The sequence below is a fragment of the Undibacterium sp. Ji83W genome, assembly GCF_049340385.1.
Lineage (GTDB): Bacteria > Pseudomonadota > Gammaproteobacteria > Burkholderiales > Burkholderiaceae_D > Undibacterium.
Genome location: NZ_JBMPOZ010000005.1, coordinates 190,467 through 215,979 on the forward strand (window position 1 = coordinate 190,467; position 25,513 = coordinate 215,979).

A 25,513-nucleotide genomic window follows, 5' to 3' on the forward strand; every position below is an offset into this window, starting at 1 on the left:
GCCTGTACCTTGTTTATACCCTGCTTATGCCCTGCTTACACCGTACGTTTAGCACCAGCCAGGGCGCAGCCGAAAAATATAAACGTGGCTGCTCCGATTTTATTCATGTAAGAACCACCTTTTTCAGATGTGAGCCAGGTCTTGGCGCGCCCTGCAAAAATCGCATAGCTGCTATGGATGATGACAATCAGGCCACTGTAAGTCATGACCAGTACGGCAAACTGCAATCCATAACTCATGGCCGGGTCTATGAATTGCGGGAATATCGACAGGAAGAAAAAAATCGCTTTGGGATTGGTCATTTGCAAAGACAGACCTTCCAGAAAGCGTTTCTTGAAACTCGCTTCATGGGCATTGCCTTCGGTAAAACGGAAAGCAGGTGCGCGCCAGAGTTTGATACCCAGAAAAATCAGGTAAGCCGCACCGAGTAGTTTGAGGATAGTAAATGCAGTAGCAGAAGCTGCCAGAATGACACCGACGCTGGTAGCAGAAATTGCTGCAACGATCAGTGCCCCAAAGGCAATACCCAGGATGCCACCAAAGGTGCCGCGCATGCCATAGCGCAAGGCATTTGTCAGTGTCATGACTACACCAGGGCCAGGGCTGAACACGGTAGCAGTCGCCATCAACAGGAATAGTGGATACAGTTTCATGGCAGTCGCCCCTTGTTATGTCATAGCGGAAATTGTACTCCTGAATATCCGTACAAAAGGAATACAGATTTGACCGACGGGGCAGTAACAGATGTGCTTGCTGGTACACCAATTGAAGTAAGGATTGCAGGAGTATTTTGCGTTGCGGACCAGAGAGGGCAGGGTGGGGCAGGATGAGGTAAGGGGTATGCAATTACTGTCCAGCATCATATTTCCCCTTACCAAGGGTACGACCAGGCCTAATTCACGCTTACAAAGATGGGGTTGGAATAAAACCATAAACTGGCGTAGTTACGGTCGTTGATCTGGTTGTGGCGCGTGGGATTGTCTGTAGTGGTGATTTTTGCATCAGCCAAAGGTTCGCCATTGTCTGTCAGATCTGCGACGTTGATGCCCAGATTGGTTCCACGCAAGCGCAGATACTGGTTTTTCTGCACGAGCATCTGGTACTTGATGACGTTGTAACCATCGGCATCTGTTTTCCAGTCGGCGCTGGTGAAGCGTTTCAAGACCTTGGTGCTGGGGTTGGTCGCCACATTGTAGGCGCTGGAATCCGGTGCTGCTTTACTGCCAACGTCGCCTACAATCAAATCCACATGATCCACTTTCGGTGCCTTGTTGCCGGATACGCCACTACCTGCCGGAAATTCATAGTTATTCCTGGCCGGGCTCTTGAAACGTATGGTGACTTCAACCGTGCTACCGTTTGCTACCTTCAGCTCTTGCCCCATGTTTTTGACATCGCCAGTGTTGCTGACATTGCTGACATTACTGACCGTGAATTCCATGGCATTGATGAGATCACCAAAGACGCTGAACATTCTTCCCGACTGCAGGCTCTTGATTAATTCGTTGACGCCAGCTTTCTTGTCGTTCATCCACACATAGTTTTTCGCATATTCGCCAGGGAAGTAACCACTGCTATTACCAGCATCATCGATTTTGAAATGCGAGTCAGAATCGGCAATATTCCAGATACGGCGACCCTCGCCAAGCAAGGCATCCCAGACACCACCGACCTGGGCCACGATGGCATCGACGCCGCCATAGACACGATTCGGCTTGTTGGCATCGGTATAGCTAGAGGTATAACCGCCACGATCAGGTTCCATCTGGTTACCGACCATGCCTTCTATCGAGAACATGATAGCGGGGGCCATGTCGTTCATGGCACGGAAATCGGCAATCGTGTATTTGCCTGGATTGCGTGAAGGGTGGTTGATGGTGATAAAACTGCTGTCAGGATAATTTTTCTTCAGCCACGATATGGCTTGCAAGGCATCTGCTGCCGTGCTGTTGAAACGCTGCGGATATTTTGTTTTCCATTTGTTGACATCCGCAGCATCAAACTTGCTGTCTTCCAGTGTCGTGAACAGGTATTGAAATTCCTTGGCCGCAGATGCGGACGACATCAATTTGCCATCTGTGACATCAAAAATACTGACACCCAGATGATCATGCGTGGGCATATCCCATTCAAAACCGGAGAAGATGGTTTTGTCTGTATAACGACCAGAAGCTTGCAAGGCCTTGATCCTGGGGATTTCATAAGATTCCATGCCATACGCAAAAGGCACGGGGTTCGTCAGCAGGGCACCGTTATTGTCATATTTCGAAGAGCGCAGGTGATTGGTGATGGCAGTCCAGTCCAGGCCATAGCTGGTAAATGCTTTGTCCAGTACCGTATCCAGTGTTTGCGTCGTGCGGGCATCGTCTGATTGTATGGTGTGTACATGCAAGTCGCCGGTGGTCCATCCAGCCTGTGAAGTGGCGGGCAGATTCGGGTTTTGTGCTTGCGTGGGATTATCAGACGAGCTACCGCAGCCATGCAGTAAAAAGACTGCAGAAGGAACAACACAAGAAATAGCAATTAAACTCAAAAAACGGGGGCGCATGGGAAAATCCTTTTCTCTGATGCATGGAAATTTTCATATACAGGTAGTTAAATATATTTTCTGTATATGAGTGCATTGTAGGAATTGACTGTGACGTCATAATTACAATCGATTTCATGCAGGAGAAAGCATCGTTGGATATCGAATGCGTTTCTGTCGTCATTTGGGAGATACGAGCAGGATAGGTGCGTGATGAGCGAATTAATCCGTCATGCTGATGACAGGGACGGGAATTTATTTCAGGGCAGGATACTTGAACAGGCTGGATTTTATGCAGCCGGCAATGGGATACGAGTCGTGTTTGTCGGCGCAAGCCATCAGCAACGACTCGTCAAAGGTATGACTTAATGTGCCTTGGCGAAACGCAGGGCAAATTTTTTGAAATGGCGATAGCTGGCACCCAGGTCCTGCAGTGAGTCTATGGACTCACTAAGGGATGCGCCTTGCTCGCTGAAATTGCTTTTGAATTCTTCAAATGCAGCTTCCAGAACAGCAGCCAGTTGGTGATTGTACAAGCGTCCAAAATTCAGATGGCGTCTTTTGATGCGCATTTTCATGGTGTTTCCTTTCAGTTGAAGGGCGGATTATAGAGTAATCCTGATGAAGCTGGTATTTACTGTTTTCCTGGTTAAAAAATAAGGAGTCAGTAATTTACTTGATTCTTTGTTTCTCAAGCTTACGCGCCAGCGTGCGTCTGTGCATGCCTAGTCTGCGGGCCGTTTCGGAAATATTAAAGTCGGTTTCTGCCAAGACTTCGTGAATTCTTTCCCACTCCAGGTTCTTGATGGAAGTGGAGCGATTCGTGATTTCTACATCTGCCGTGCCAGCGATATGTCCAAAGGCGGCTTCAATATCATCGGTGTTGGAAGGTTTGGACAGATATTGGCAAGCCCCTAGTTTGACCGCTTCCACTGCAGTCGCAATACTGGCAAAACCAGTTAGTACCACGATCAGCATATCGGGATTATGCTGGTGTAAAAGCTGTACGCAGGCCAGGCCAGACGAGTGTCCATTCAACTTCAGGTCAACCACAGCGTAAGCGGGCGTATGATCTGATAATAATTTTTCAGCATCTTCCTTGCTGCTCGCGTGCAGGACGGTATAGCCGCGCCGCTCAAAAGAACGGCCCAGTGTACGGGCAAAAGCAGTATCGTCTTCGATAATGAGTAGCAGACGATTCTCTGGCATAGGGAAACAATTCCTGAAGTTAAAGCTGTATTTCGATGAGGCGGAGCAGAGCTGTTATTCAAGCTATTCCAGCTCTTGCGACATTGTAAAGTCTTTGCTGATCTTCTTGCCGGAAAAAATCTGCTTAATCAGAGCTTCCTAAAGCATGATCGCCGAAAGTGGCAGACTTAATTGTACGATGGCACCGCCATCTTCGCGGTTGGACGCGGTGAAATGACCACCCAGTTTGCGTGCTACATTGACGACAAAAAATAGTCCCAGTCCGCTGCCCGGGCGACCCTTGGTTGATTGATACGGTTCTCCTATACGCGACAAGATGGCTGGATCAAAGCCGGGTCCACGATCGACGACCGTAAATATCAATGCATTGCCCTCACGCCTGGTTTCCATGCTCAGCCAGTCTGGTGAAGCTTCCAGGGCATTATCGAGCACATTACAAACCATCTGCTTCAAAGCAGTATCAAAGACGATGGGAATATCTTCCTTGATCTGATTATCGAAGCCAAATGAGGCGATAGACCGGGTCGAGATAAATTCTTTGGTGAGATCATTCAAGAAAGTGTTGATCGTGGTTTTGACCGCAGATTCGCCACGCGCTTCTCCGGCAGACAGCAGGATGCCGCTGACGATGCTTTTACAGCGCTGCAATTGCGTTTCCATTTCACTGATTTCTTCCAGCAACTCGGGATTTTTCTTGAACTCTGGCATGCGTCGCCAGTCACCGAGGATGACGGACAGCGTTGCCAGTGGCGTACCCAATTCATGCGCTGCGCCAGAAGCCAGCAGACCCATGCGTACGATATGGTCTTCTTCCACTGCGCGCTGGTACAGATCAGCCAGTTGAACATCCCGCGCATGCAGGTTGCGGCCTATGCGGGTGATAAAGAAAACCAGCAGGGCAGCATTGAGCATGAAGCAAATAATGAAACCAGCTACATACAAGCGCGATAGCCCGCCGGTCTCGTTTGGTGGCAGAGGCAAGGGCTCAGAAAACAGCGATAACCCAGCCAGGCAGGCACTGGTGATGACGACGATGATCCAGGTTGACCAGGCTTCCAGCAAGACGGCACTTAAAATTACTTGCAGCAGATACAGAAAAGCAAAGGGGTTTGAGGTGCCTCCGCCAAAATACAATTGTGCCGTCAGGCTGAATACATCAATCAACAAGGCAAAAACCAGTTCGCCATTCGTCACATACACGCGCTCATGCCAGCGCAAATGGCTGGCAATGTTAAAGCCTATCAGGCAGATCAGCACAACCAGCATTTTGACCAAGGGCAACTGTATGCCAAAGCCAAACATGACGATCAAGATAGTTGATAACTGACCAAACACGGCAAGCCAGCGCAACTGAATAAGTTGCAACATATTCTTGTGACCTGCCGAGTTTTCGTAGGCTATCGCAATAGCAGACTGTTTTTCTGGTGTTTTGCTTGCAGTTTTGGCCACTATGCCTTGCCCGATACGATGAGAAAGTACTTTTTTTATCATGCTTGCCATGTCCCGTTATTGTGCTTTTTAGTGCATGCTAACAGATCAGGAGTTATATATTAAATTTGCAATTCCAGACTAACTTACGCTGTGTTTCCTGTACTGGTGGCGCTGACGTTTTTTCTATCCCTGACGACATACGCCCAGGCTGCTGCCGTCATGGCTGCCAGCAGGAACCAGACTACGGCATAAATTAAATGGTTGTTGTGGAAATGAATCACGGTCAAGCCCGCGACCGGATGGTTTGCTGAGGCTTCATTTTGCTGCGCACTGAGTTTATCGTTTGCCGGGTTTGCATCAGCATCGATAAAGAAAGGGGCGGGCCTGGTCAAGCCAGTTGCAGTCGCAATGGCATTCACATCGCGCGAATACCAGCGATTTCCGGCAGGATCATTTTCCCGCAAAAATCCTCCGCCCGGTTCAGTCATGCGCAATAGTCCACTGAGAAGAATGGTGTTGGTATCAGAAGAGTTAGCCTGCTCTTTTGTTGAAGATTTCCGATAAGTTGCGGCCATTTTTTCCGGGATAAAACCACGGTTGACCAGAACCGTAGCGTGATCTGCTGTCACCAGAGGTGTCATGACCCAAAAGCCGCCACCCAATTCCGTCGAGGCCAGGACCAGCACTGTTTTCTCATGCAGGAAAACGCCGCTCAACTGCACATGGCGATACTCATCTGCGCTTGCAGTTATGTTTGGCCATAAAGAAAATTCGGGAAGGGGTACTGGTGCTGCGTGCACCCGTTGCTCAACACGTGTGATCAGGTCAAGCTTCCATTGAAGCCTGATGATTTGCCAGGTGCCAAGTGAAATGAGGCCTGCAAAAACAGCAAACATGCAGGCTGTGAAGCCCAGCCTGAATAAATTGGAATGACGGGCAAGATGTTTTGACTGACCTGATTCTAAGCTCAGATCAGTCCTCTTGCCTGTCATTCCTTGACCAAGCTCATTCATTGCATGGATGGCATAGACTTCGTGCTGTCCGCTGCCGGACTGGATGCCGGACCAGGTGCCGATGCTGCCGGCATCGATTGTGCTTCTGGCTTTGACATGGGCATGGGCTCACCTTTAATCGATTCTGGCTTTGTCTCTGCTTCATGCATCATGGCGGGCATCATATTGTGATTCAGGTGGTACATCACCCACAATGATCCGCTCATCATGATAAACACCAGCATGCCGGTAAACAGTAATGCCAGCATGGTCCAGCCGCCTTCGGACTTGCTATTCATGTGCAGGAAATACACCATGTGTACCACGATCTGTATCGCCGCAAATACCAGCAGGACCATGCCCGTGGTACTCGATTTGTTCATGACTTTGCCCATGACCAGCCAGAAGGGGATTGCAGTCAGGATCACGGCCAGCATAAATCCGGTGGCGTATTCTTTCAGGCTGCCATGGCTGGCGTGCGTATGATCATGATCGCCGTGATGATGGTCATGACCATGCGCGGTATGTTCTTGGTGTGCGCTCATGGCAAGACTCCCATCAAATAAACAAAGGTAAATACGCCGATCCAGATCACGTCCAGGAAATGCCAGAACATCGACAGGCACATCAGCCTTCTGCCATTTTCTGGAGTCAGGCCATGACGACCTATCTGGAACATCAGGGTAATCAGCCAGACAATACCGAAAGTCACGTGCAGGCCATGTGTGCCCACCAGTGCAAAGAACGAGGTCAAAAAGCCGCTACGTTGCGGGCCTGCGCCTTCGTGTATCAGGTGCACAAATTCATATAGTTCAAGGCTGATAAAACCTGCTCCCAGCAAACCGGTAACAGCAAGCCAGATCAAGGTGGCTTTAACACGCTTGCGCTGCATTTCCAGCATGGCAAAGCCATACGTGATCGAGGACAGCAATAGCAATGACGTATTGATGGCAACCAGCGGCAGGTCAAATAATTCTGCACCTGTAGGGCCGCCGGAATAGTTACGGCCAAGTACGGCATAGGTCGCAAACAGGCAGGCGAAGATAAGGCAATCGCTCATCAGGTACATCCAGAATCCGAGCAAGGTGCCGTTTTCCGGATGATGTTCCTTGACATAAAAATCGCTGCTGGCATGCCTGGCAGCTTGGGGAGTTACACTGGTATCGCCGGTATTCAAGTTCGTACCCTCATTTGGGAAAGTCGCAGTATTAGACATAGCTGGCACCTAACAGGCGAGTACGTTCATCTTCAGTACGGATGACATCGGCAACGGGAATATAGTAGTCACGCTTGTAATTAAAGGTATGGATGATGATCGCCGCCATCATGGCAACAAAGCCCAGGCCCGCCAGCAGCCACATTTGCCAGATCAGGGCAAAACCACATACCGCACTCAACAAGGCAATGATGAAACCTGCGCCAGTATTCTTCGGCATGTGGATAGGTACAAAACCATCCGTTGGCCTGTTGTATTGATTATTCTTCATATCAGCCCAGGCATCGTTGTCATACACTTTTGGTGTGAAGGCAAAGTTATAAGGAGCAGGTGGTGATGAGGTTGACCATTCCAGCGTGCGGCCACCCCATGGGTCACCTGTAAAGTCACGCAGGGATGCGCGACGCTTGAAGCTGACGTATAACTGGATGATGAAGGAGGCAATACCCAGGGCAATCAGGACGGCACCGAAAGCAGCGATCTGGAACCAGATCTGCAGGGATGGATCTTCAAAATGACTCAAACGTCTTGTGATACCCATCAGGCCAAGTACATACAAAGGCATGAAAGCAAAGTAGAAGCCTATGGTCCAGAACCAGAAACAGCATTTACCCCAGAAGTCATCGAGTTTGTAGCCAAAAGCTTTTGGGAACCAGTAGTTAATTCCGGCGAACATGCCGAACAACACACCACCGATAATGACGTTATGGAAGTGGGCAATCAGGAACAGGCTATTGTGCAAAACGAAATCCGCAGGCGGCACCGCCAGCAAGACACCTGTCATGCCACCGATAACGAAAGTGATCATAAAACCTATGGTCCACAACATTGGCAATTCAAAACGGATACGGCCACGGTACATGGTGAACAGCCAGTTGAATATCTTCGCTCCGGTAGGAATCGAGATAATCATGGTCGTGATGCCAAAGAAGGAATTGACACTCGCGCCAGACCCCATGGTGAAGAAGTGATGCAGCCATACCAGGTAAGACAGGATAGTGATCACCACGGTCGCATACACCATGGAGGTATAGCCAAACAAACGCTTGCTACAGAAGGTCGATACGATTTCAGAGAAGACACCAAACGCAGGCAAGACCAGGATATAAACTTCAGGGTGGCCCCAGATCCAGATCAGGTTCACATACATCATGGCGTTGCCGCCCAGGTCGTTGGTGAAGAAATGCGTGCCTACCATACGGTCAAGTGACAACATGCCCAGCACCGCAGTCAGCACAGGGAAGGCAGCGACGATGAGTACATTGGTGCACAGCGCAGTCCAGGTAAACACTGGCATCTTCATCATGCTCATGCCAGGCGCACGCATTTTAATGATGGTGGCGATCAGGTTAATCCCTGAAAGTAAAGTCCCGACCCCGGCGATCTGCAATGACCAGATATAGTAATCAACCCCGACATCCGGGCTGGCCATGATGCCAGACAGCGGTGGATATGCCAGCCAGCCAGTGCGGGCGAATTCGCCCACGAACAGCGACACCATGACCAGGCCGCCACCAAAGGCAGTCATCCAGAAACTGAAATTATTCAGGAAAGGAAAAGCCACGTCACGCGCACCGATTTGCAGTGGCACTACGTAATTCATCAAGCCAGTTACCAGCGGCATGGCCACGAAAAAGATCATGATCACGCCATGCGCCGTAAAGATCTGGTCATAGTGATGTGGCGGTAAGAAACCTGCAGCATCACCAAATGCCAGCGCTTGTTGCAGCCGCATCATGAGAGCGTCAGCAAAGCCGCGCAGCAGCATCACCAATGCAAAAATCACGTACATGATGCCTATCTTTTTGTGATCGATACTGGTAAACCAGTCACGCCACAACATGCCCCATACGCGGAAATAGGTCATTGCTGCAAGAACGGCGACGCCACCGATAGCGACAGCGGCAAAGGTCGCCAGCAGGATAGGTTCATGAAAAGGAATCGCGTCCCAGGAGAGACGGCCAAAGATGAGCTTCGTCAAATCGAGATGGTCTTGCATCATTTACTTCCGATGATAAGGGGGGATGCTTTACAAATGTCAGCGTCGATATAGGCGGACAATCGTGCTGCGCGGTCTACGTTATCTTGTTCCAGGCGCTGCGTGAATAAATTGCTGAAATCCATTTTTGCATCGGATGCGGCATAGGCCTTGGCATTTGCTTTGGCATCACTCATCATCATTTTGTCCATGCACACTTCGCCAGCGCTGACACAACGATTCAGGATGGCATGATACAAATCTGCATCGACACTGGCGTAGTGACGCACCGGTTCACGCTCACTTGGTTTTTCCAGCTGCAGATAAGTCGTCCTGTCCAGTGCCTGCGCTTTTGCTTTTGTCGCTTGCACCCACGAATCAAAATTTTGCGCACTCATCCCATGAAACTTGAAGCGCATGTCAGAAAAACCAGCGCCACTATAGTTGGCCGAAAAGCCATCAAATTCACCAGGCTTGTTAATCACTGCATTGAGCGTCGTCTGCATGCCAGGCATGGCATAGATCTGGCCAGCCAGTGCGGGGATAAAGAAGGAATTCATGACAGTGGATGCGGTAATCTTGAAGCGCACAGGCACGTCCACCGGTGCTGCAAGCTCATTGACTGTGGCGATGCCAAGGTCGGGGTAAATGAACAACCATTTCCAGTCCAGCGCTACGACTTCGACGTTCAATACCTTTGTATCAGCAGGAATAGGGCGATTTTCATCCAGGCGCGACAATTTGCGGTAAGGGTCCAGCGTATGCGTGCTGATCCAGGTGATCAGGCCCAGGGCGATGATAATCAGCAGCGGCGCACCCCAGATGACGAGTTCAAGCTGGGTGGAGTGATCCCAGTCTGGTTCGTACTTTGCTGAAGTGTTGTTTTGTCTGTAACGCCAGGCAAACAGGATGGTCAGAAAGATCACTGGCACGATGATCAGCAGCATCAGTAGTGTAGATACCCATATCAAATGGCTTTGTTGGGAGGCGATATCGCCGGATGGATTCATCACCACCGTGTTGCAAGCCGTCAACAAAATTGCAGAAAAAATAGCAAATGCGCGTCGTGCCAATAAGGGAATCATATTGAGATAGGTCAATGATTATAGAAATTTGTGCTAATGTACCTTTACAAAAAGGCCTTGGCGATTGGACGTTTTGTCCTAGTTTTCAAATAAGCATCAAAAATGAAGAGCGCTCAAGGACCTGCCAGCAATTCCAGAGACGATTTGCAATACTATTAGAGATAAGATTTGAGGTAACATCATGGCCAGCATCAGCACCAATGAAAATAAACTGTCTTCCAGCTATATAGCAGCTTCTGAAAGCAGGAATGTCAAAGACAATCATTCGGATCATTCCTCGATTGCTCCTGGTGAAATCGCCATTGGCGTCGTCATCGGCAGGGCATCGGAATATTTTGACTTCTTTGTCTATGCACTGGCCTCTGTGCTGGTTTTCCCCCAGGTTTTCTTTCCATTTGAACAAAGACTAGAGGGCACTCTCTATGCCTTCGTCATCTTCTCATTTGCATTTTTGGCACGTCCGTTTGGCACCGTGACTTTTATGGAAATCCAGAAGCGACTGGGACGTGAAGCCAAGCTCACCATTGCCCTGGTTTTGCTGGGCGTATCTACTGCTGGCATTGCATTTCTCCCAACCTACTCGCATCTGGGGGCAACTTCTATCGTCTTGCTGTCCTTGCTGCGCATAGGGCAGGGCTTTGCGCTGGGTGGTTCCTGGGACGGCTTGCCTTCCTTGCTGGCTTTGAACGCACCGGAAAACAAGCGCGGCTGGTATGCCATGCTGGGGCAATTGGGTGCGCCAGTAGGCTTCATGATCGCGGCGGGTTTATTTGCCTATATGCTCGCCAATCTGTCGACTGAAGACTTCCTGGAATGGGGATGGCGTTATCCCTTCTATGTCGCGTTTGCGATCAACGTGGTTGCCTTGTTTGCCCGGCTGCGCCTGGTTTCTACCAATGAATACAAGCATTTGCTCGATGAACGCGAACTGGAGCCCACCAATATTGTCGAGATGACCCGTTCACAAGGCCGTAACTTGCTGATTGGTGCTTTGGCGGCTTTGGCCAGTTATGCATTGTTCCATCTTGTCACCGTGTTCCCGTTGTCGTGGATCACGATTTATTCCAAACGTTCTCTGAGCGAGTTCCTCGAAATACAAATGTTTGGTGCCGTCTTCATGATCCTGGGGATCATTATTTCTGGCGTGATTGCAGACCGTATTGGCCGTCGCAAAATGCTATTTGCGCTGGCACTGATGATTGCCGTGCTCAGTGGTTTCGTCCCAGCCTTGCTGGGTGGTAGCGAGTTTGGACAGGATCTCTTTATTCTGTTGGGCTTTGCTGTATTGGGTTTGTCTTACGGACAGGCATCAGGTGCTGTGACCTCTAATTTTGCGCCAAAATACCGTTACACTGGCGCTGCCTTGACATCTGATCTGGCATGGCTGGTCGGTGCAGGTTTCGCCCCGCTGGTGGCGCTGGGCTTGTCTTCCCACTTCGGGCTGGAATATGTCAGCCTGTACCTGTTGTCCGGCGCAGCCTGTTCGATAGCGGCGCTGAGCTTGAATCGTGCTTTGGAGATCAGGAATTAGTTGATCATATTGAGCGCATCGTTGTGTGCGCTCAACGCCAGCCAAACATCATCTGTTCTGCCAGCATGCGTTTTGCCGGTTTCACCATATCCAGTGCACCCAGCCCCAGGCCCAGCAAGGTCTGGCTGATTGAACCATCGGGGCTGCTGGCAAATACGCGGGCCATGCTGTCGGTGATGCGTATGGTCAGTTTCCTGTCGGGCTGGCGTTCAGCCAGATAGGCTTGCAAGGCGGATGCTGGATCGCTGCTCGCCGCGTTATGCAAGTGGCGAGTCAGTGCACGTGCCAATACCATGCTGTCGCGCAAGCCCAGGTTCAAACCTTGTCCTGCTACCGGGTGCAGGGTTTGCGCGGCATTGCCGATGGCGACTGTGCGTGCCGTCGCGTGTGCCTGGGCGTTCAGGCCCAGCGGGTAGGACAAGCGCGCTGAGGTCTTGATGAAGTTGCCAAGACGATGACCAAAAGCGGTTTGCAAGGCTTGTTTGAAACCCTGTTCATCCAGTGCCAGCAAATGTTCTGCCTGCTCAGGTCGTACACACCAGACCAGGGCATAGCCATCTTCTTGCGGCAACAAGGCCAGCGGGCCTTGCTCGGTGAAGCGTTCAAAGGCGCGTCCTGCTATCTGGGCATCGGTATTGACATGGGCGATGATGGCGGTTTGCTGATAATCATGGCGCTGGCTACGCTGTTCCTGATCACCAAAAGTACCACCTTCTGCCTGTATGACAATGCCGGCGCTGACATGGCTGGTTTCCCTCGTGTCTGCATGGATTAGTGTCAGGCGCACATGGTCTGCAGCTTCTTCGATATTGCTGACACTTACGGGTCTCTGTATGCGTATGCCACTTCTGCTGATCGCTGCTTGCAGTGGCCGTATGATATCGCCATAGCGGGCTACATAACCCAGCTCAGGCACTGCATAGTCAGCCGCCCGCATCAGGCTTCGGCCAAAATGACCACGGCGTGAAACATGGATTTCATGAATGGCAGTCGCCTTGACCGGCCATGCTCCGGCAGCTTGCAGAATTTGCCTGCTACCATAGGAAATGGCAATGGAGCGTGCATCCTGTTCTGCCTGTTCAGCTGTCTTTGCATCAAACAGGGCAATGCGGTCTGCCGCATAGCCTTGCTGCTGGAGCAGCAGGGCCAGAGCCTGGCCTGCCGGGCCTGCGCCACAGATCGCGATATCGACGTCATTGATGGTATGAGTCATTTATTTTTGCACCTTCAGCGCGTACGCATTTCGGCTTCAATCTCTGCCACGGTTTTTGGTGTGTCCCGGCTCAAATTCAAATGACCACCAGTTGTGATCAGGATATCGTCTTCTATGCGTATGCCCATATCCCAATATTCTTGCGGCACACCTTCGGCAGGCCGCACATAGATGCCGGGTTCTATGGTGATGACCATGCCAGGCTGTAATTGACGATAAGGCCTGATATGTTCAGTTTTCTCTGCAGGTTGTTCTGCGGTTTTTTCTGTTGTCCGGTAATCACCGACGTCATGCACATCCAGCCCCAGCCAGTGACCAGTACCATGCATGTAAAACTGGCGAAATGCGGCACTGGCTATTGCATCGTCAAGACTACCGACTTTGTTTTTATCCAGCAGGCCAGTATCAAGCATGCCTTGAGTCAGCACACGTACTGCTGCGTTGTGGCCATCCATGTATTGTGAGCCAGGGCGGGCATATTCCAGTGCTGCCTGCTGCGATGCCAGTACGATTTCATACAGGCGTTTTTGCGCAGGATTGAACTTGCCATTGGCAGGGAAAGTGCGGGTGATGTCGGATGCATAGCTATCGAATTCGCAACCGGCATCGATCAACACCAGATCACCCTCTTTGATCTGTGCCTGATTGCTCTGGTAATGCAGGATGCAGGCATTGGCACCCGTCGCGACAATCGAACCATAGGCTGGTGCCTGCGCACCATTGCGGCGGAATTCATACAACAATTCCGCTTCCAGTTCATATTCAAATTTTCCAGGCTTGGTACTGCGCATGGCGCGTGCGTGCGCTTCGGCAGAAATGCTGGCAGCACGTTGCATCAACGCGATTTCTTTTGCATCCTTGAACAGGCGCATTTCATCTATCAGTTCACGTACATCAACTGTAATGCCAGGTGCCTTGATGCCACTGCGGCCTTTGTCGCGCACTGCTTGCAGGCTTTGTTGTACCTGGCTGTCGATATGTGGTTCTTGCGCAGCGCTGTAAAACAGCTTATGGACATCACTGAGCAATTCAGGCAGTTTTTCTGCCAGGCTGGCGATGGGATAAGCGGCATCGAAAGAAAATTCTTTGGCCGCTGCCTCTGGCCCAAAACGAAAGCCATCCCAGATTTCACGCTCAGGATTTTTTTCGCGGCAAAACAAAATCGATTGCTGTTTGTCCGCAGTGGCGACCAGCACGACGACCGCTTCCGGCTCGGTGAAACCAGACAAATAATAAAAATGACTATCGTGGCGGAAAGGGAAATGATTATCGCTATTGCGTATCCATTCGCGTGCAGTTGGTATCACCGCCACACCACCACCTTGCGCCTGCATTTGCGACATGAGTTGCTGGCGACGTGCAGAGTAGGCAGCAAACTTGGTAGTGGTGTCGATGCTCATGCTAGTCCTTAGCCTTTGTTGAAATTCAATGGTGCGTTCAGCGCTTCAAGTTGATCCGGTGTTCCCAGATTATGCCATTCACCGCGATACAGCTCGCCACCTATGCGGCCTGCATCTATGTATTCGCGCAGCAGGGGGCCGAGCTTGGCATGGTCACCCGGGCGTATCGACGCAAACATTTCAGGGCGATACACGCCAATATTGCCAAAGGTATGACGCGGCGTGCCTTCGTTCGACAAGCCCATCAGTGTCAGGGCAAAGTCACCAGTCGGATGGAAGCTGGGGTTTTTCACCATATACAGCCAGGCAATATCGCGTTCATCTTCTTTGTGTGGATTACCCCATGGATCTTTTTCTTCCAGGGTATTGAGGCATTCAGCAAAATTGAAGTGCGGGATGTAAATATCGCCAGACACCACAATGAACGGCTCATCACCCAGCAAGTGCAAAGCTTTGGCGATGCCGCCTGCAGTTTCAAGCGCCTGCTCTTCGGCTGAGTATTGTATCTTTGCGCCAAAGCGCGAACCGTCACCAAGAGCATCTTCTATCATGTGTCCCAGGTGGGCATGATTGATGACCATTTCTGTGATCCCGGCTTTCACCAGGTTCAGGATATGCCAGACTATCAGCGGCCTGCCACGCACTTTCAATAACGGCTTGGGACAGGCATCAGTCAATGGGCGCATACGTTCGCCGCGCCCGGCAGCAAGTAACATGGCTTTCATAATGCAGCCTTAGAAAGTGTAGCCAACTTGCGGCGCATTGTCTTGCAGCTCGTCCAGCAAGCGCAGCAGCGGGATCAGCTCCTTGTAGCGATTCGAGGTCTTGCGTACATATTCCATGACGGTAGGGATATCGCCTATGTAATGGTGCTTGCCATCGCGGTGTGACAGGCGGGCGAAGATGCCGAGGATTTTCAAATGACGCTGCAAGCCCATCCATTCAAAATCACGGTAGAAACTGTCGATGTCCGGTGCTACCGGCAAGCCTGCACGCCTGGCTTTTTCCCAGTAACGGATGGCCCAGTCGAGCACGATTTCTTCATCCCATTGTACATAGGCATCACGCAACAGCGACACCAGATCGTAAGTGATGGGGCCATACACGGCATCCTGGAAATCGATAATGCCGGGGTTGCCCTTGTCCATCCACATCAGATTGCGTGAGTGATAGTCACGGTGTACATACACTTGCGGCTGTGCCAGCGCGCTGGCCAGCAAATGATCAAATATTTTATCCAGCGTCGCATTTTGTACATCGGTGAGCGTTACGCCCAGATGCTTGCCTAGATACCATTCCTTGAAAATATTCAATTCACGAAGCAGGAAAGGCCGGTCATATTCAGGCAGCACATCCGCCTGGCTTTGTGCCTGGAACAGGATCAGGCTGTCGATGGCATCCAGATACAGCTTGTGCGCATTGTCGCTGTTCAGGATTTGGCCATAAGTATGCATGCCCATGTCGGTCACCAGCAAGAAGCCTTGTTCAAGATCGTGTGCCAGTACTTCGGGTACAGTCAGGTTGATACTTTTCAAGAGATTCGCCATCTTGATAAAGGCCGCGCTATTCTCTGTCACCGGCGGTGCATCAACGGCGATCAGGCTGTTACCATCTTCGGTATCAATTCTATAATATTGGCGAAAACTGGCATCGGCAGATGCTGCACGCATGCTGGCCAGCTTCATGGCATGTCCATTTACACTGGCAAGCCAGGTTTGCAGTGCTTGCTTGCGTTGTTCTTTTTCGGGGGAGATCGCTGCAGATGCTGCAGAATTCCCTGGGATTGCGGTAGAAGGCATGTATAAATATTAATAGAAGTTAGTTTGTCTGCATACTTCAAGTGGTTTTGCCAGCATTTAACCTATAATAGGCGACTGATTTCTGGCATATTGTCTGTATGACATCGTCCAGCATTGTTGGCAAAACGCTTATTGACCACTGAATTCATGCGCAGGAAACCCGTATTATCTCACTCACCGCTGTTGTTTCCTACTATCCCGGCAATTCTGGTGTCGGTTTTGGTGCCTGCCTACTTTTCTCAGGCAATGGCCCAGAACGTGATTACCTCCAAACCGGAAGAAGCTCAGGCAGCAACTCAGCTACAAAATCAACTACCAGCGCAACTTTCTTCGCAACCGCAAGCGCAGCCTGGCGACAAGTCGTCCAAAGAAGCTTTGCCCAGTGAAAAGCAGCTTGAAAAGCTGAGCGAAAAACAAAAGCAGGACGACAAGAATGCTCCTGTCAGTATCCGCGCTGAAAATTTCACCGGCAGGCCAGAGCGCTATATCAAGTTTGAGCATGATGTCGAAGTCGTCAAAGGCGGCACCCGCATCAATGCAGACGAAGCCACCTACCGCAACCTGGAAGACGAAGTCGAGGCCAGCGGCAAGATACGCATGACGCGCTATGGTGATTGCTATACCGGTGACGCCTTGCGCATGCAACTTGATGCCAGCTCCGGTTATGTCGCCAATCCTGTCTATAAACTCTTGCGCAATAATGCCCAGGGTCATGCTGCGCGCATCGATTTTCAGGATGAAGAACGCTCCATCATCACGCGCGGCACCTATAGCACTTGTGAAGGCCTGAACCCGGACTGGTATCTGCAATCTGATACGCTGAGTCTGGACACCGGCCTGGACAGGGGCGTGGCAGGCAAGTCTGTACTGTATTTCCTGGGCATGCCTATTTTGGCAACGCCTTCGCTGACCTTCCCTTTATCGGGTGCACGTCATTCTGGCTTTTTGCCGCCTATTCTTGGTGCTTCATCCAAGGGTGGCCCGGAAATGTCGTTGCCGTATTATTTTAATATCGCCCCCAACCGTGATCTGACTATCTACCCCAAACTGATCGCCAGACGTGGTCTGCAATTGGGACTGGAAGGGCGCTATCTGGGTGAAACCTATGCGGGGGAAACCAGCGTTGAAGGTTTGCTTAATGACCGTGTGACAGGTACCAACCGCTATGCGGTGGCGTCCATACATCAACAAAAATTGCTACCGCAACTGGAATTGTCCTGGAATATCAATTCAGCCTCGGACGATGATTATCCTACCGACTTTTCACGAACGATTACCAAAACAGCGCAGCGCCTGTTATTGCGTGAAGCTAACCTGACGTATTACGGTTCTTTCTGGAACCTGGCTCTCAGGACTTCGAACTATCAGGTTTTGCAAGATTTGGCTGCACCGATAGCCCGCCCGTATGACCGGCTGCCACAATTGCAATTGCATGCAGAACAGCATGATGTCGCCGGTCTGGACTGGTCCATGGATAGTATATTGACGCGCTTCTGGCATCCGACTTTGGTGCGTGGTGACCGTGCAGTTTTCAATCCTCAGATTTCTTTACCTTTGGTGCAGGCTGGTGGATTTGTTATTCCCAAAGTGTCTTTCCATGCGACCAACTATCACCTGGTTAATCCTGAACCAGGCAAGGAATCCGATTTTCATCGCGTAGTGCCAACTTTCTCAGTTGACAGTGGCCTGGTGTTTGAGCGCAAGACCGAGATGTTTGGCAAAGAATTGACACAGACCCTGGAACCACGTCTGTTCTATGTCAATACGCCTTACCGCGATCAGTCGCGCATGCCTAACTTTGACAGCGCCGTTGCCGATTTCAATTTCGCCCAGATTTTCAGTGAAAACCGTTTTACCGGTCAGGACAGGATAGGCGATTCTAACCAGATCACCGCCGCCCTGATTTCACGCTTTATTGAAGGTAATGGCGATGAAAGCCTGAAACTGGCCATCGGTCAGCGTTTCTATTTCAATACGCAAAGAGTGACGCTCGACAATACTGTCAGCCCCAGCCGTTCAGATTTGCTGCTGGCAGCAACTGGTAAACTATCGTCCACCCTGAGCGGTGAAATGGCTTTGCAACTGAGCCAGACTGACAGGCAATCAGTGCGTGCCAACTATGGCATACACTGGCAGCCTTCGCCGAAAAAAGTCTTGAACCTGGAATACCGTTATCAGCGCAACAGCCTCGAGCAGGTGGATGTCTCGGCCCAATGGCCAATGGCAGACCGCTGGTATATGGTGGGCAGGAGCAATTACTCCATGATGGATAAAAAAATGGTGGATGGCTTGCTGGGCTTTGAATACAAGGCAGATTGCTGGTCTTTGCGCTTCCTGGCGCAACGCTTTGCAACCAACAGCGTTAACAATACATCTGGCTTTTCCATACAACTGGAGTTGAATGGTCTCGCCAGGCTGGGCTTTGGTGCTAACCCCATCGATGCTTTGAGGAAAAATATTTCAGGTTACCAGTCTGGCAGCGAGCGCTAGCTTGTTGCTGAAGGTAAATAATTGGCTGTAGTAATAATAAACACACAATGAATACACAATAAGCACCTTGTCATCCGCAGTTTGTGAAACCGGAACGAACGTGTATATTGCAACTTTTGCCCGCTTTGATGCTCTCACGGGAATGGCTTAACAGGATTTTGGACCAATATGCGACCTTTATTGCAAATGAAACAAAGTAACTTATTCATGGTACTGGCAGTGTCTGCTGGCCTGCTCGTCAGCTCGACAGCATGGTCACAAGTTAAACTCAGCCCTATCGTTGCTCCCAAGACGCAAAGCAGCAAGGCGCAAAAAGTCAACAGTATCGTCGTCGTGGTCAACGACGAGGTGATTACCCGGCAGGAACTCGATACGCGCATACTGGAAATAGAGATGCAGCTGAAAAAGCAGGGTACACCCTTGCCAGACCGTGCTGTTTTGCAAAAGCAATTGCTGGAACGCATGATCACTGACCGTGCACAAATGCAGCTGGCCAAAGAAAACGGCATGCGTGTTGATGATGTCATGCTGGACCGTACCATGTTGCGTCTGGCTGAACAAAACAAGATGACCCTGCCTGAGTTCCGTAACCAGATCGAACGCGAAGGCACACCTTATGCGAAGTTCCGTGAACAAATTCGTGACGATATCCTCATGCAGCGCATACGCGAGCGTGAAGTAGACAGCAAGATACAGGTATCTGAAACTGAAATCGACAACTACCTGGCAGCAGAAGCCAACAACAAGGCGGCCGCCAAGCAAGAGTTGAATCTGGCGCACATCCTCATCAGTATTCCTGAAAAAGCCTCTGCCGAACAAATCGCAGCACGTCGTGCACGCGCTGAAGAAGTCTTGAAGAAATTGCGCGAAGGCGCAGACTTTGCCAAGACCGCCGTGACTTATTCAGACAGTTCTGAAGCATTGAAAGGTGGCGACATAGGCTGGCGTGAGCAAGACCGTTTGCCGCAATTGTTTGTCGATGCCATCAGCAAGATCAAGGTAGGTGAATTCTCTGACATCGTGCGCAGCCCGAATGGTTTCCACATCGTTAAAGTAAATGGCAAGCGCGCTGCCAACGACACCAAGGCTGCCGCAGCCGAGCAGCAAAGCCATGTACGTCATATCCTGATCAAAGTCAGCCAGATTGTCACGGCAGAAGAAGCTCGCAAGAAATTGCTGGAATTCAAGCGCAAGATAGAAGCCAAGGAAGCCACTTTTGAAGACTTGGCCAAGACCCACTCTGCAGATGGTTCTGCCGCTAAAGGTGGCGATCTGGGCTGGTTGTTCCCTGGCTCTACTCTGCCAGAATTTGAACAAGCCATGGACAAACTGGCGATTAATCAGCTTAGCGAGCCAGTGACCACGCAATTTGGTGTGCACCTGATCCAGGTGACAGAGCGCAAGACAGACGAATTGTCAAAAGACAGACAACGTATCGCCGCCCGCCAGGCAGTGCGTGAACGCAAATCAGATGAAGCCTTGCAAGACTGGTTGCGTGAAATCCGTGATCGTGCCTACGTTGATTTCCGCCTGGAAGAAAAATAATGCCACAGCCCAGTTTGCCGGTCATCGCGGTAACCGTAGGCGAGCCGGCTGGCATAGGGCCTGAAATTGCAATACGGGCGGCCTGGCAGTTAAGGCATGAAATCCGCTCGGTATTGATAGGCGACACCGCCTATCTGTCCATGCTGGCAGCTGAGCTGGACCCCACCATCAGCATGATGGGGGTGTCACTGCAAGCCTTGCGTCATCAGGGCTTGCCTGCTTCTGGCAATGAGCGCCTGACCATCATCGATTGCCCTTTGAATGCCTTTGTCATTGCCGGTCAGCTAGACCCACGCAATGGCCGTGCGGTTTTACAGACCCTGGATGTCGCAATCGAAAGCGTGCAGCGCAAATGGTGTGAAGCAGTTGTCACGGCTCCCTTGCAAAAAAGCACGATCAATGATGCCGGTGTCGCTTTTAGCGGCCATACCGAATATTTCGCCGAGAAAACCTATACCGGCCGTGTCGTCATGATGCTGGCCAGTGAAGCCAATGCCCATCTGCCGCAAGCTTTGCGGGTGGCGCTGGCAACCACACACTTGCCACTCAGTAAAGTCGCTGCGGCCATACAGTTTGATGATTTGTGGAAAACGATAGAAATCATCCATGCCGACTTGCGCAGCAAATTCGGTATAGAAAACCCGCGCATCCTGGTAGCAGGCCTGAACCCGCATGCGGGTGAAAACGGTTATCTGGGCATGGAAGAAATCGAAATCATCACGCCCGTCATCAAAAAGGCCCAGGCGGCTGGCATGCAAGTCAGCGGCCCTTATCCTGCCGACACCTTGTTCCAGCAAAAATACCTGGAGCAGGCTGACTGCATACTGGCCATGTACCATGACCAGGGTTTGCCTGTGCTTAAGCATGCAAGTTTTGGGCTGGGTGTGAATATCACCCTTGGCCTGCCGCTGATACGTACTTCAGTTGATCATGGCACGGCACTGGACCTGGCTGCCAAAGGCACTGGCTTCGCGGATGTCAGCAGCATGCTGGTAGCGATGCGGGTTGCTGCCAGTATGGTCAACAAGCAAGACAAGTAAAATAAGTAGTAACACCAGCAAAAAATAAGCAAAAATAAGCAAGAATCAATATGAAACATATCCCTCGCAAACGTTTTGGCCAGAATTTCCTGACCGATGAATTGGTCTTGAGCAATATCACGCGCGTCATCAATCCGCGTCCTGGTCAAACCATGGTGGAAATTGGCCCTGGTCTTGCCGCCATGACACGCCAATTGCTGGATGGCCTGACGCAACTGCATGTGGTCGAGCTGGACCGTGACTTGGTCGCTCGCCTGAAGAAAAACTTCTCGCCAGAAAAACTCATCATCCACGAGGGCGATGCTCTGCAATTTGATTTTGCCAGCATCCCTGTGCCTGAAGGTCAGAAGCTGCGTGTGGTGGGCAACCTGCCGTATAACATCTCCAGCCCTTTGCTGTTTCATCTGGCCGAGATAGCACCGCTGGTAGAAGACCAGCATTTCATGCTGCAAAAAGAAGTGGTTGAGCGCATGGTCGCCGGGCCAGGCAGCAAGACCTATGGCCGCCTGTCGGTCATGCTGCAAGTGCGCTACCATATGGAGTTGATGTTCATTGTGCCGCCAGAGGCCTTTGACCCACCACCAAGGGTAGAATCAGCCATCGTGCGCATGATACCCAAGCCGGGTGCCTTGCCTTGCGATATCAAAAAGCTGGAAGAAGTCGTCACCAAGGCCTTTTCACAAAGACGCAAGGTAGTGCGCAATTGCGTGGCTGGTTTGCTGACAGAAGCTGATTTGCTGGCTTGCGGCGTTGATCCTCAACTGCGTCCCGAAACCATCGCAGTTGAAGCCTACGTCGCCCTGGCCAATTTGTTGAGTGCACGCCAGGCCTGATTTTGCTTGACCCTGCTTCATCCTTCTTATAGCAGCCCGCTGTTACGCCAGGCCTTTCTGCGGTCTATCAGGGTTTTCAATTGCTTGTGGGATTTGCCCACTGAATAATGCACGGACTGCAGCAAGGTCGCAGGGTTGAATGGTTTGACGATAAAGCCATTGGCCCCGGCCTTGATGGCCTTGACTACAGTTTCCTTGTTATTGCTGCCTGTGACCATCAGGACCACAGTGTCAGGCGAGATTTTCTTGATATGTTCAAGAATTTCCAGGCCGCCGATGTCAGGCATCATCACATCCAGACACACTACTTCAGGTATGGTCTTTTCCAGCCAGTCCAGCGCTGCCACGCCGCTGGATGCCTCGCCGATGACATTAAACGCCTCACTGTGCAGGATATGCCGCAGCATGGAGCGACTGATATCGTTATCATCCACGATAAAGATGCCTATGTCCTGTCTGTCTAACATGTCCATCTGTTTCCCCTGATTTTCAGAACTACATTCAGAATTACATTCAGAGCCACATTAATTTTCTGTTTACGATAATTCCAGTTCAGGTTTTTGTCTGCAAAAACTTGAATTAGTTAATTAATGTTTATTTTAACAATAAATAAGCTGGCTGCATGCATAATTGTCTGGCCTATAATCTGAGGCAAGAGACTTACCTCAAGGAATTACAGAACATGAACATTACCCATACCCCCGAATGGCAAGCCCTGCTGGCACATCAGCAAAGGCTGGAGCAGCAACATCTGCGCGAGTTGTTTGCTGCCGACAGCGACAGGTTCAGGCATTTTTCGGTGGAGCTGGATGGCTTGCTGGTGGATTATTCCAAGCAACGCATAGACCAGTCTGCGCTGGATAGCCTGATTGCCCTGGCGCGGCTGTCCAAAGTGGAAGGGTGGCGCGACCGCATGTTTGCCGGTGAAAAAATCAATATCAGTGAAGACCGCGCAGTCTTGCACACAGCTTTGCGGCATACCGATTTCACACCGTTCCCGAATGAAGCAGATGATGTCATGCCCAAGGTCAGGGCAGTGCGCAAACAAATGCGTGACATTGTCGAACGGGTACGCAGTGGCTTGTGGCGCGGCTTCAAGGGTGATGCGATACAGACTGTGGTGAACATAGGTATAGGCGGCTCTGACCTTGGCCCCAAGTTGGCCACGCGCGCCTTGTCGGCTTTCCAGCATCCTGGTCTGACGTTTTACTATGTCTCAAATCTCGATAGTGCACACCTGGCTCCCTTGCTGGAAAAACTCGATCCGCGCACGACCCTGTTCATCGTCGCCTCCAAAACCTTCACTACGCAAGAAACCAGCATCAATGCCCAGACTGCCCGCACCTGGCTGATGGCAGCCGCGATGGAGGAATGGGCGGTCAGCAAGCACTTCATTGCGGTCACGTCCAGCCCGGGCAAGGCACATGAGTTTGGCATCCCGGATGCGAATATCCTGGAAATCTGGGATTGGGTAGGCGGACGTTATTCTTTGTGGTCGGCTGTTGGCCTGTCAGTTGCCCTGGCGATAGGTATGAATGGCTTCGAGCGCCTGCTGGCCGGGGCTGAGACCATGGACAAGCATTTCTGCAATGCGCCGCTGGAAAAGAATTTGCCAGTCTTGCTGGCCTTGATCTCGATCTGGAATACCAACTTTCTCGGTGCAGAAACCACCGCCATCCTGCCTTATAACGAATCAATACGCCATTTACCAGCCTTCCTGCAACAGCTGGAAATGGAATCGAATGGCAAGACTGTCAGCCGCGATGGTGAAGCCTTGACTTGCCGCGCCAACCCCATTGTCTGGGGGGAGATAGGTGTGAATGGTCAACATGCCTTCTTCCAGCTTTTGCACCAGGGGGGCTGGCTGATACCCTGCGATTTTGTGGTGGCAGCATCCAGTGATTATCCTCTGCCAGGTCACCAGGCACCTTTGCTGGCAAATTGCCTGGCGCAGAGCGCTGCACTGGCCTTTGGCAAGACCGAGGCGCAAGCACGTGAGGAATTATCGCAAGCAGGCCTCAGCGATGCCAATATCGCCAAGCTCTTGCCGCACAAGGTATTTGCCGGTAACCAGCCATCGACTACGATACTCATGCCCAGTCTTGATCCTTTCCAGCTTGGTATGTTGCTGGCGCTGTATGAGCACAAGGTGTTTGTCCAGGGTGTGATCTGGGGCATCAACTCTTTTGATCAATGGGGTGTGGAGCTTGGCAAGCAACTGGCTAACCGCCTCTTGCCAGCGATTTTAGGTAATCAGGACTATGACTCGCATCTGGACACATCGACCAGTGGCTTGATTGCTTACTTCCGCAGGCATGGACATGTCTGAAAACCTGTTCCCGATCTTAAGCGCGAGCGTGATTGGAGCTCATGTGCTGCTCAAAATGCTCATGTACTAGAAGTACATTCCGCTTTTTGCGCTGCGTTTTTGTTACCCTGACCCCGCTGACGCACGCTCGCTACAGATCGCAAACAGGTTTTAAGGAGCTGGTGTGATTGAAAGAAATAGTTAAAATTCCTCGAAACCCACTTTGCAAAGTTGACGCAAAGAATCTTGCTTGATATAAAGTAAGCTCTTAAATCAATTCAGGATGCGTCTATGTGGACAGGAATTTTTGGTGTTGTCTCAGTCGTCATCGTATTGAGTATGGTTGTATTGATACGCGCCATGAATAAGGAAGCACGTCGCACAGATCACCAAAATTGAAATAAAAACGCAGACCAGAGTCTGCGTTTTTTATATTACTGACTGATTACCAGCTACCTGTATTCGGCATCGAAGCCCAGGGTTCAGCCGGTGTCAGTGGTTCGCCCTGTTGCAGCAATTCTATCGAGATATTGTCAGGCGAGCGTACAAATGCCATGTGGCCATCACGTGGTGGGCGATTGATGGTGATGCCGTGATCCGCCAGGCGCTGGCATAGCTGGTAGATGTCATCAACACGATAAGCCAGGTGGCCGAAATTGCGGCCGCCGGTATATTCTTCCGGGTCCCAGTTGTAGGTCAGTTCAACCTGTGCATCATGGTCGCCAGGGGCTGCCAGATAGACGAGGGTGAAGCGGCCTTTGGGATATTCTTTCTGGTGTACCAGTTCCAGACCCAGTGCATCGCGATAAAAACGCAGGGAAGCCTCAAGATCGGTGACGCGCACCATGGTGTGCAGATATTTCATGTTTGCTTTCGAAAAAATCCTGCCTGAGCATGTTTGCCATGCGTACTCAGG

Annotated in this window: 23 protein-coding genes; 7 read left to right on the forward strand and 16 right to left on the reverse strand. The window is 50.9% G+C overall.

The annotated features are described in order from the left end of the window. Positions 1-35: 35 nt before the first annotated feature. Complete coding sequence (locus ACO0LD_RS11535; RefSeq protein ID WP_423006802.1) at positions 36-653, reverse strand: LysE family translocator; 618 nt, start codon at positions 651-653, stop codon at positions 36-38. A gap of 239 nt (positions 654-892) precedes the next feature. After that, on the reverse strand, positions 893-2,548 hold the full coding sequence (locus tag ACO0LD_RS11540) for an S-layer protein (RefSeq protein ID WP_423006804.1): 1,656 nt from the start codon (positions 2,546-2,548) through the stop codon (positions 893-895). Between the two features lie 192 nt (positions 2,549-2,740). Here ACO0LD_RS11540 and ACO0LD_RS11545 point away from each other — a divergent pair, with 192 nt between their 5' ends. Then, a complete protein-coding gene (locus ACO0LD_RS11545; protein WP_423006806.1) occupies positions 2,741-2,896 on the forward strand; it encodes a hypothetical protein in 156 nt (51 codons plus the stop codon). Here the strand turns inward: ACO0LD_RS11545 and ACO0LD_RS11550 are convergent. From ACO0LD_RS11550 to cyoA, 8 genes are all read right to left on the reverse strand, one after another. Further along, positions 2,893-3,105, reverse strand: a complete 213-nt coding sequence (locus ACO0LD_RS11550; RefSeq protein WP_423006808.1) for a hypothetical protein — start codon at positions 3,103-3,105, stop codon at positions 2,893-2,895. The genes ACO0LD_RS11545 and ACO0LD_RS11550 overlap by 4 nt on opposite strands. 94 nt (positions 3,106-3,199) lie before the next feature. After that, positions 3,200-3,736: a response regulator transcription factor gene (locus ACO0LD_RS11555; protein ID WP_162040025.1), complete on the reverse strand. Its 537-nt coding sequence runs from the start codon at positions 3,734-3,736 to the stop codon at positions 3,200-3,202. A 138-nt stretch (positions 3,737-3,874) separates the two neighbouring features. Next, a complete protein-coding gene (locus ACO0LD_RS11560; RefSeq protein ID WP_423006810.1) occupies positions 3,875-5,227 on the reverse strand; it encodes an ATP-binding protein in 1,353 nt (450 codons plus the stop codon). A gap of 83 nt (positions 5,228-5,310) precedes the next feature. After that, positions 5,311-6,063, reverse strand: coding sequence for an SURF1 family protein (locus tag ACO0LD_RS11565; RefSeq protein WP_423006812.1), 753 nt, complete (start codon positions 6,061-6,063; stop codon positions 5,311-5,313). 113 nt (positions 6,064-6,176) lie between these two features. Beyond that, positions 6,177-6,704, reverse strand: a complete 528-nt coding sequence (gene cyoD, locus ACO0LD_RS11570) for a cytochrome o ubiquinol oxidase subunit IV (protein WP_423006814.1) — start codon at positions 6,702-6,704, stop codon at positions 6,177-6,179. After that, the gene (cyoC, locus tag ACO0LD_RS11575) at positions 6,701-7,375 is read right to left on the reverse strand and encodes a cytochrome o ubiquinol oxidase subunit III (RefSeq protein WP_423006815.1); all 675 of its coding nucleotides are present in this window, start codon (positions 7,373-7,375) and stop codon (positions 6,701-6,703) included. Before cyoC ends, cyoD begins: the two co-directional genes overlap by 4 nt. Further along, on the reverse strand, positions 7,368-9,374 hold the full coding sequence (cyoB, locus tag ACO0LD_RS11580) for a cytochrome o ubiquinol oxidase subunit I (protein ID WP_423006966.1): 2,007 nt from the start codon (positions 9,372-9,374) through the stop codon (positions 7,368-7,370). The genes cyoC and cyoB overlap by 8 nt, the downstream gene beginning before the upstream one ends. Next, the gene (gene cyoA, locus ACO0LD_RS11585) at positions 9,374-10,438 is read right to left on the reverse strand and encodes a ubiquinol oxidase subunit II (protein ID WP_423006817.1); all 1,065 of its coding nucleotides are present in this window, start codon (positions 10,436-10,438) and stop codon (positions 9,374-9,376) included. The genes cyoB and cyoA overlap by 1 nt, the downstream gene beginning before the upstream one ends. Before the next feature lie 181 nt (positions 10,439-10,619). On the opposite strand from cyoA, the gene ACO0LD_RS11590 reads away from it, so the two are divergent. After that, the gene (locus ACO0LD_RS11590; RefSeq protein WP_423006819.1) at positions 10,620-11,969 is read left to right on the forward strand and encodes an MFS transporter; all 1,350 of its coding nucleotides are present in this window, start codon (positions 10,620-10,622) and stop codon (positions 11,967-11,969) included. Between the two features lie 31 nt (positions 11,970-12,000). Here the strand turns inward: ACO0LD_RS11590 and ACO0LD_RS11595 are convergent, their stop codons facing one another. Genes ACO0LD_RS11595 through ACO0LD_RS11610 form a run of 4 tightly spaced genes read right to left on the reverse strand, consistent with a single transcriptional unit; the run spans position 12,001 to position 16,381 of the window. Then, positions 12,001-13,182: an FAD-dependent monooxygenase gene (locus tag ACO0LD_RS11595; RefSeq protein WP_423006821.1), complete on the reverse strand. Its 1,182-nt coding sequence runs from the start codon at positions 13,180-13,182 to the stop codon at positions 12,001-12,003. A 14-nt stretch (positions 13,183-13,196) separates the two neighbouring features. Next, positions 13,197-14,582, reverse strand: coding sequence for an aminopeptidase P N-terminal domain-containing protein (locus ACO0LD_RS11600; protein WP_423006823.1), 1,386 nt, complete (start codon positions 14,580-14,582; stop codon positions 13,197-13,199). A gap of 8 nt (positions 14,583-14,590) precedes the next feature. After that, positions 14,591-15,307, reverse strand: coding sequence for an N-acetylmuramate alpha-1-phosphate uridylyltransferase MurU (murU, locus tag ACO0LD_RS11605; RefSeq protein WP_423006825.1), 717 nt, complete (start codon positions 15,305-15,307; stop codon positions 14,591-14,593). A gap of 9 nt (positions 15,308-15,316) precedes the next feature. Continuing rightward, positions 15,317-16,381 (reverse strand): aminoglycoside phosphotransferase family protein, encoded by a 1,065-nt coding sequence (locus tag ACO0LD_RS11610; RefSeq protein ID WP_423006827.1) that lies wholly within the window; start codon positions 16,379-16,381, stop codon positions 15,317-15,319. Positions 16,382-16,528: 147 nt separating this feature from the next. Between ACO0LD_RS11610 and ACO0LD_RS11615 the strand changes: the two genes are divergently transcribed. The 4 genes from ACO0LD_RS11615 (at position 16,529) to rsmA (ending at position 22,289) form a co-directional block, all read left to right on the forward strand. Then, positions 16,529-18,871 (forward strand): LPS-assembly protein LptD, encoded by a 2,343-nt coding sequence (locus ACO0LD_RS11615; RefSeq protein ID WP_423006829.1) that lies wholly within the window; start codon positions 16,529-16,531, stop codon positions 18,869-18,871. Positions 18,872-19,057: 186 nt separating this feature from the next. Next, on the forward strand, positions 19,058-20,416 hold the full coding sequence (locus tag ACO0LD_RS11620; protein WP_423006831.1) for a peptidylprolyl isomerase: 1,359 nt from the start codon (positions 19,058-19,060) through the stop codon (positions 20,414-20,416). Next, positions 20,416-21,456 (forward strand): 4-hydroxythreonine-4-phosphate dehydrogenase PdxA, encoded by a 1,041-nt coding sequence (gene pdxA, locus ACO0LD_RS11625; protein ID WP_423006833.1) that lies wholly within the window; start codon positions 20,416-20,418, stop codon positions 21,454-21,456. Before ACO0LD_RS11620 ends, pdxA begins: the two co-directional genes overlap by 1 nt. A gap of 50 nt (positions 21,457-21,506) precedes the next feature. Then, positions 21,507-22,289 carry a 16S rRNA (adenine(1518)-N(6)/adenine(1519)-N(6))-dimethyltransferase RsmA gene (gene rsmA / locus ACO0LD_RS11630; protein ID WP_423006835.1) on the forward strand — a complete coding sequence of 261 codons (783 nt, stop codon included), beginning with the start codon at positions 21,507-21,509 and terminating at the stop codon, positions 22,287-22,289. Positions 22,290-22,315: 26 nt separating this feature from the next. On the opposite strand, the gene ACO0LD_RS11635 is transcribed toward rsmA, so the two are convergent. After that, complete coding sequence (locus ACO0LD_RS11635; protein WP_423006837.1) at positions 22,316-22,762, reverse strand: response regulator; 447 nt, start codon at positions 22,760-22,762, stop codon at positions 22,316-22,318. Between the two features lie 149 nt (positions 22,763-22,911). On the opposite strand from ACO0LD_RS11635, the gene pgi reads away from it, so the two are divergent. Next, the gene (gene pgi, locus ACO0LD_RS11640; RefSeq protein ID WP_423006839.1) at positions 22,912-24,618 is read left to right on the forward strand and encodes a glucose-6-phosphate isomerase; all 1,707 of its coding nucleotides are present in this window, start codon (positions 22,912-22,914) and stop codon (positions 24,616-24,618) included. A 424-nt stretch (positions 24,619-25,042) separates the two neighbouring features. Here pgi and ACO0LD_RS11645 read toward each other — a convergent pair whose 3' ends face one another. Next, positions 25,043-25,462, reverse strand: a complete 420-nt coding sequence (locus ACO0LD_RS11645) for a VOC family protein (RefSeq protein ID WP_423006841.1) — start codon at positions 25,460-25,462, stop codon at positions 25,043-25,045. Positions 25,463-25,513: the final 51 nt, after the last annotated feature.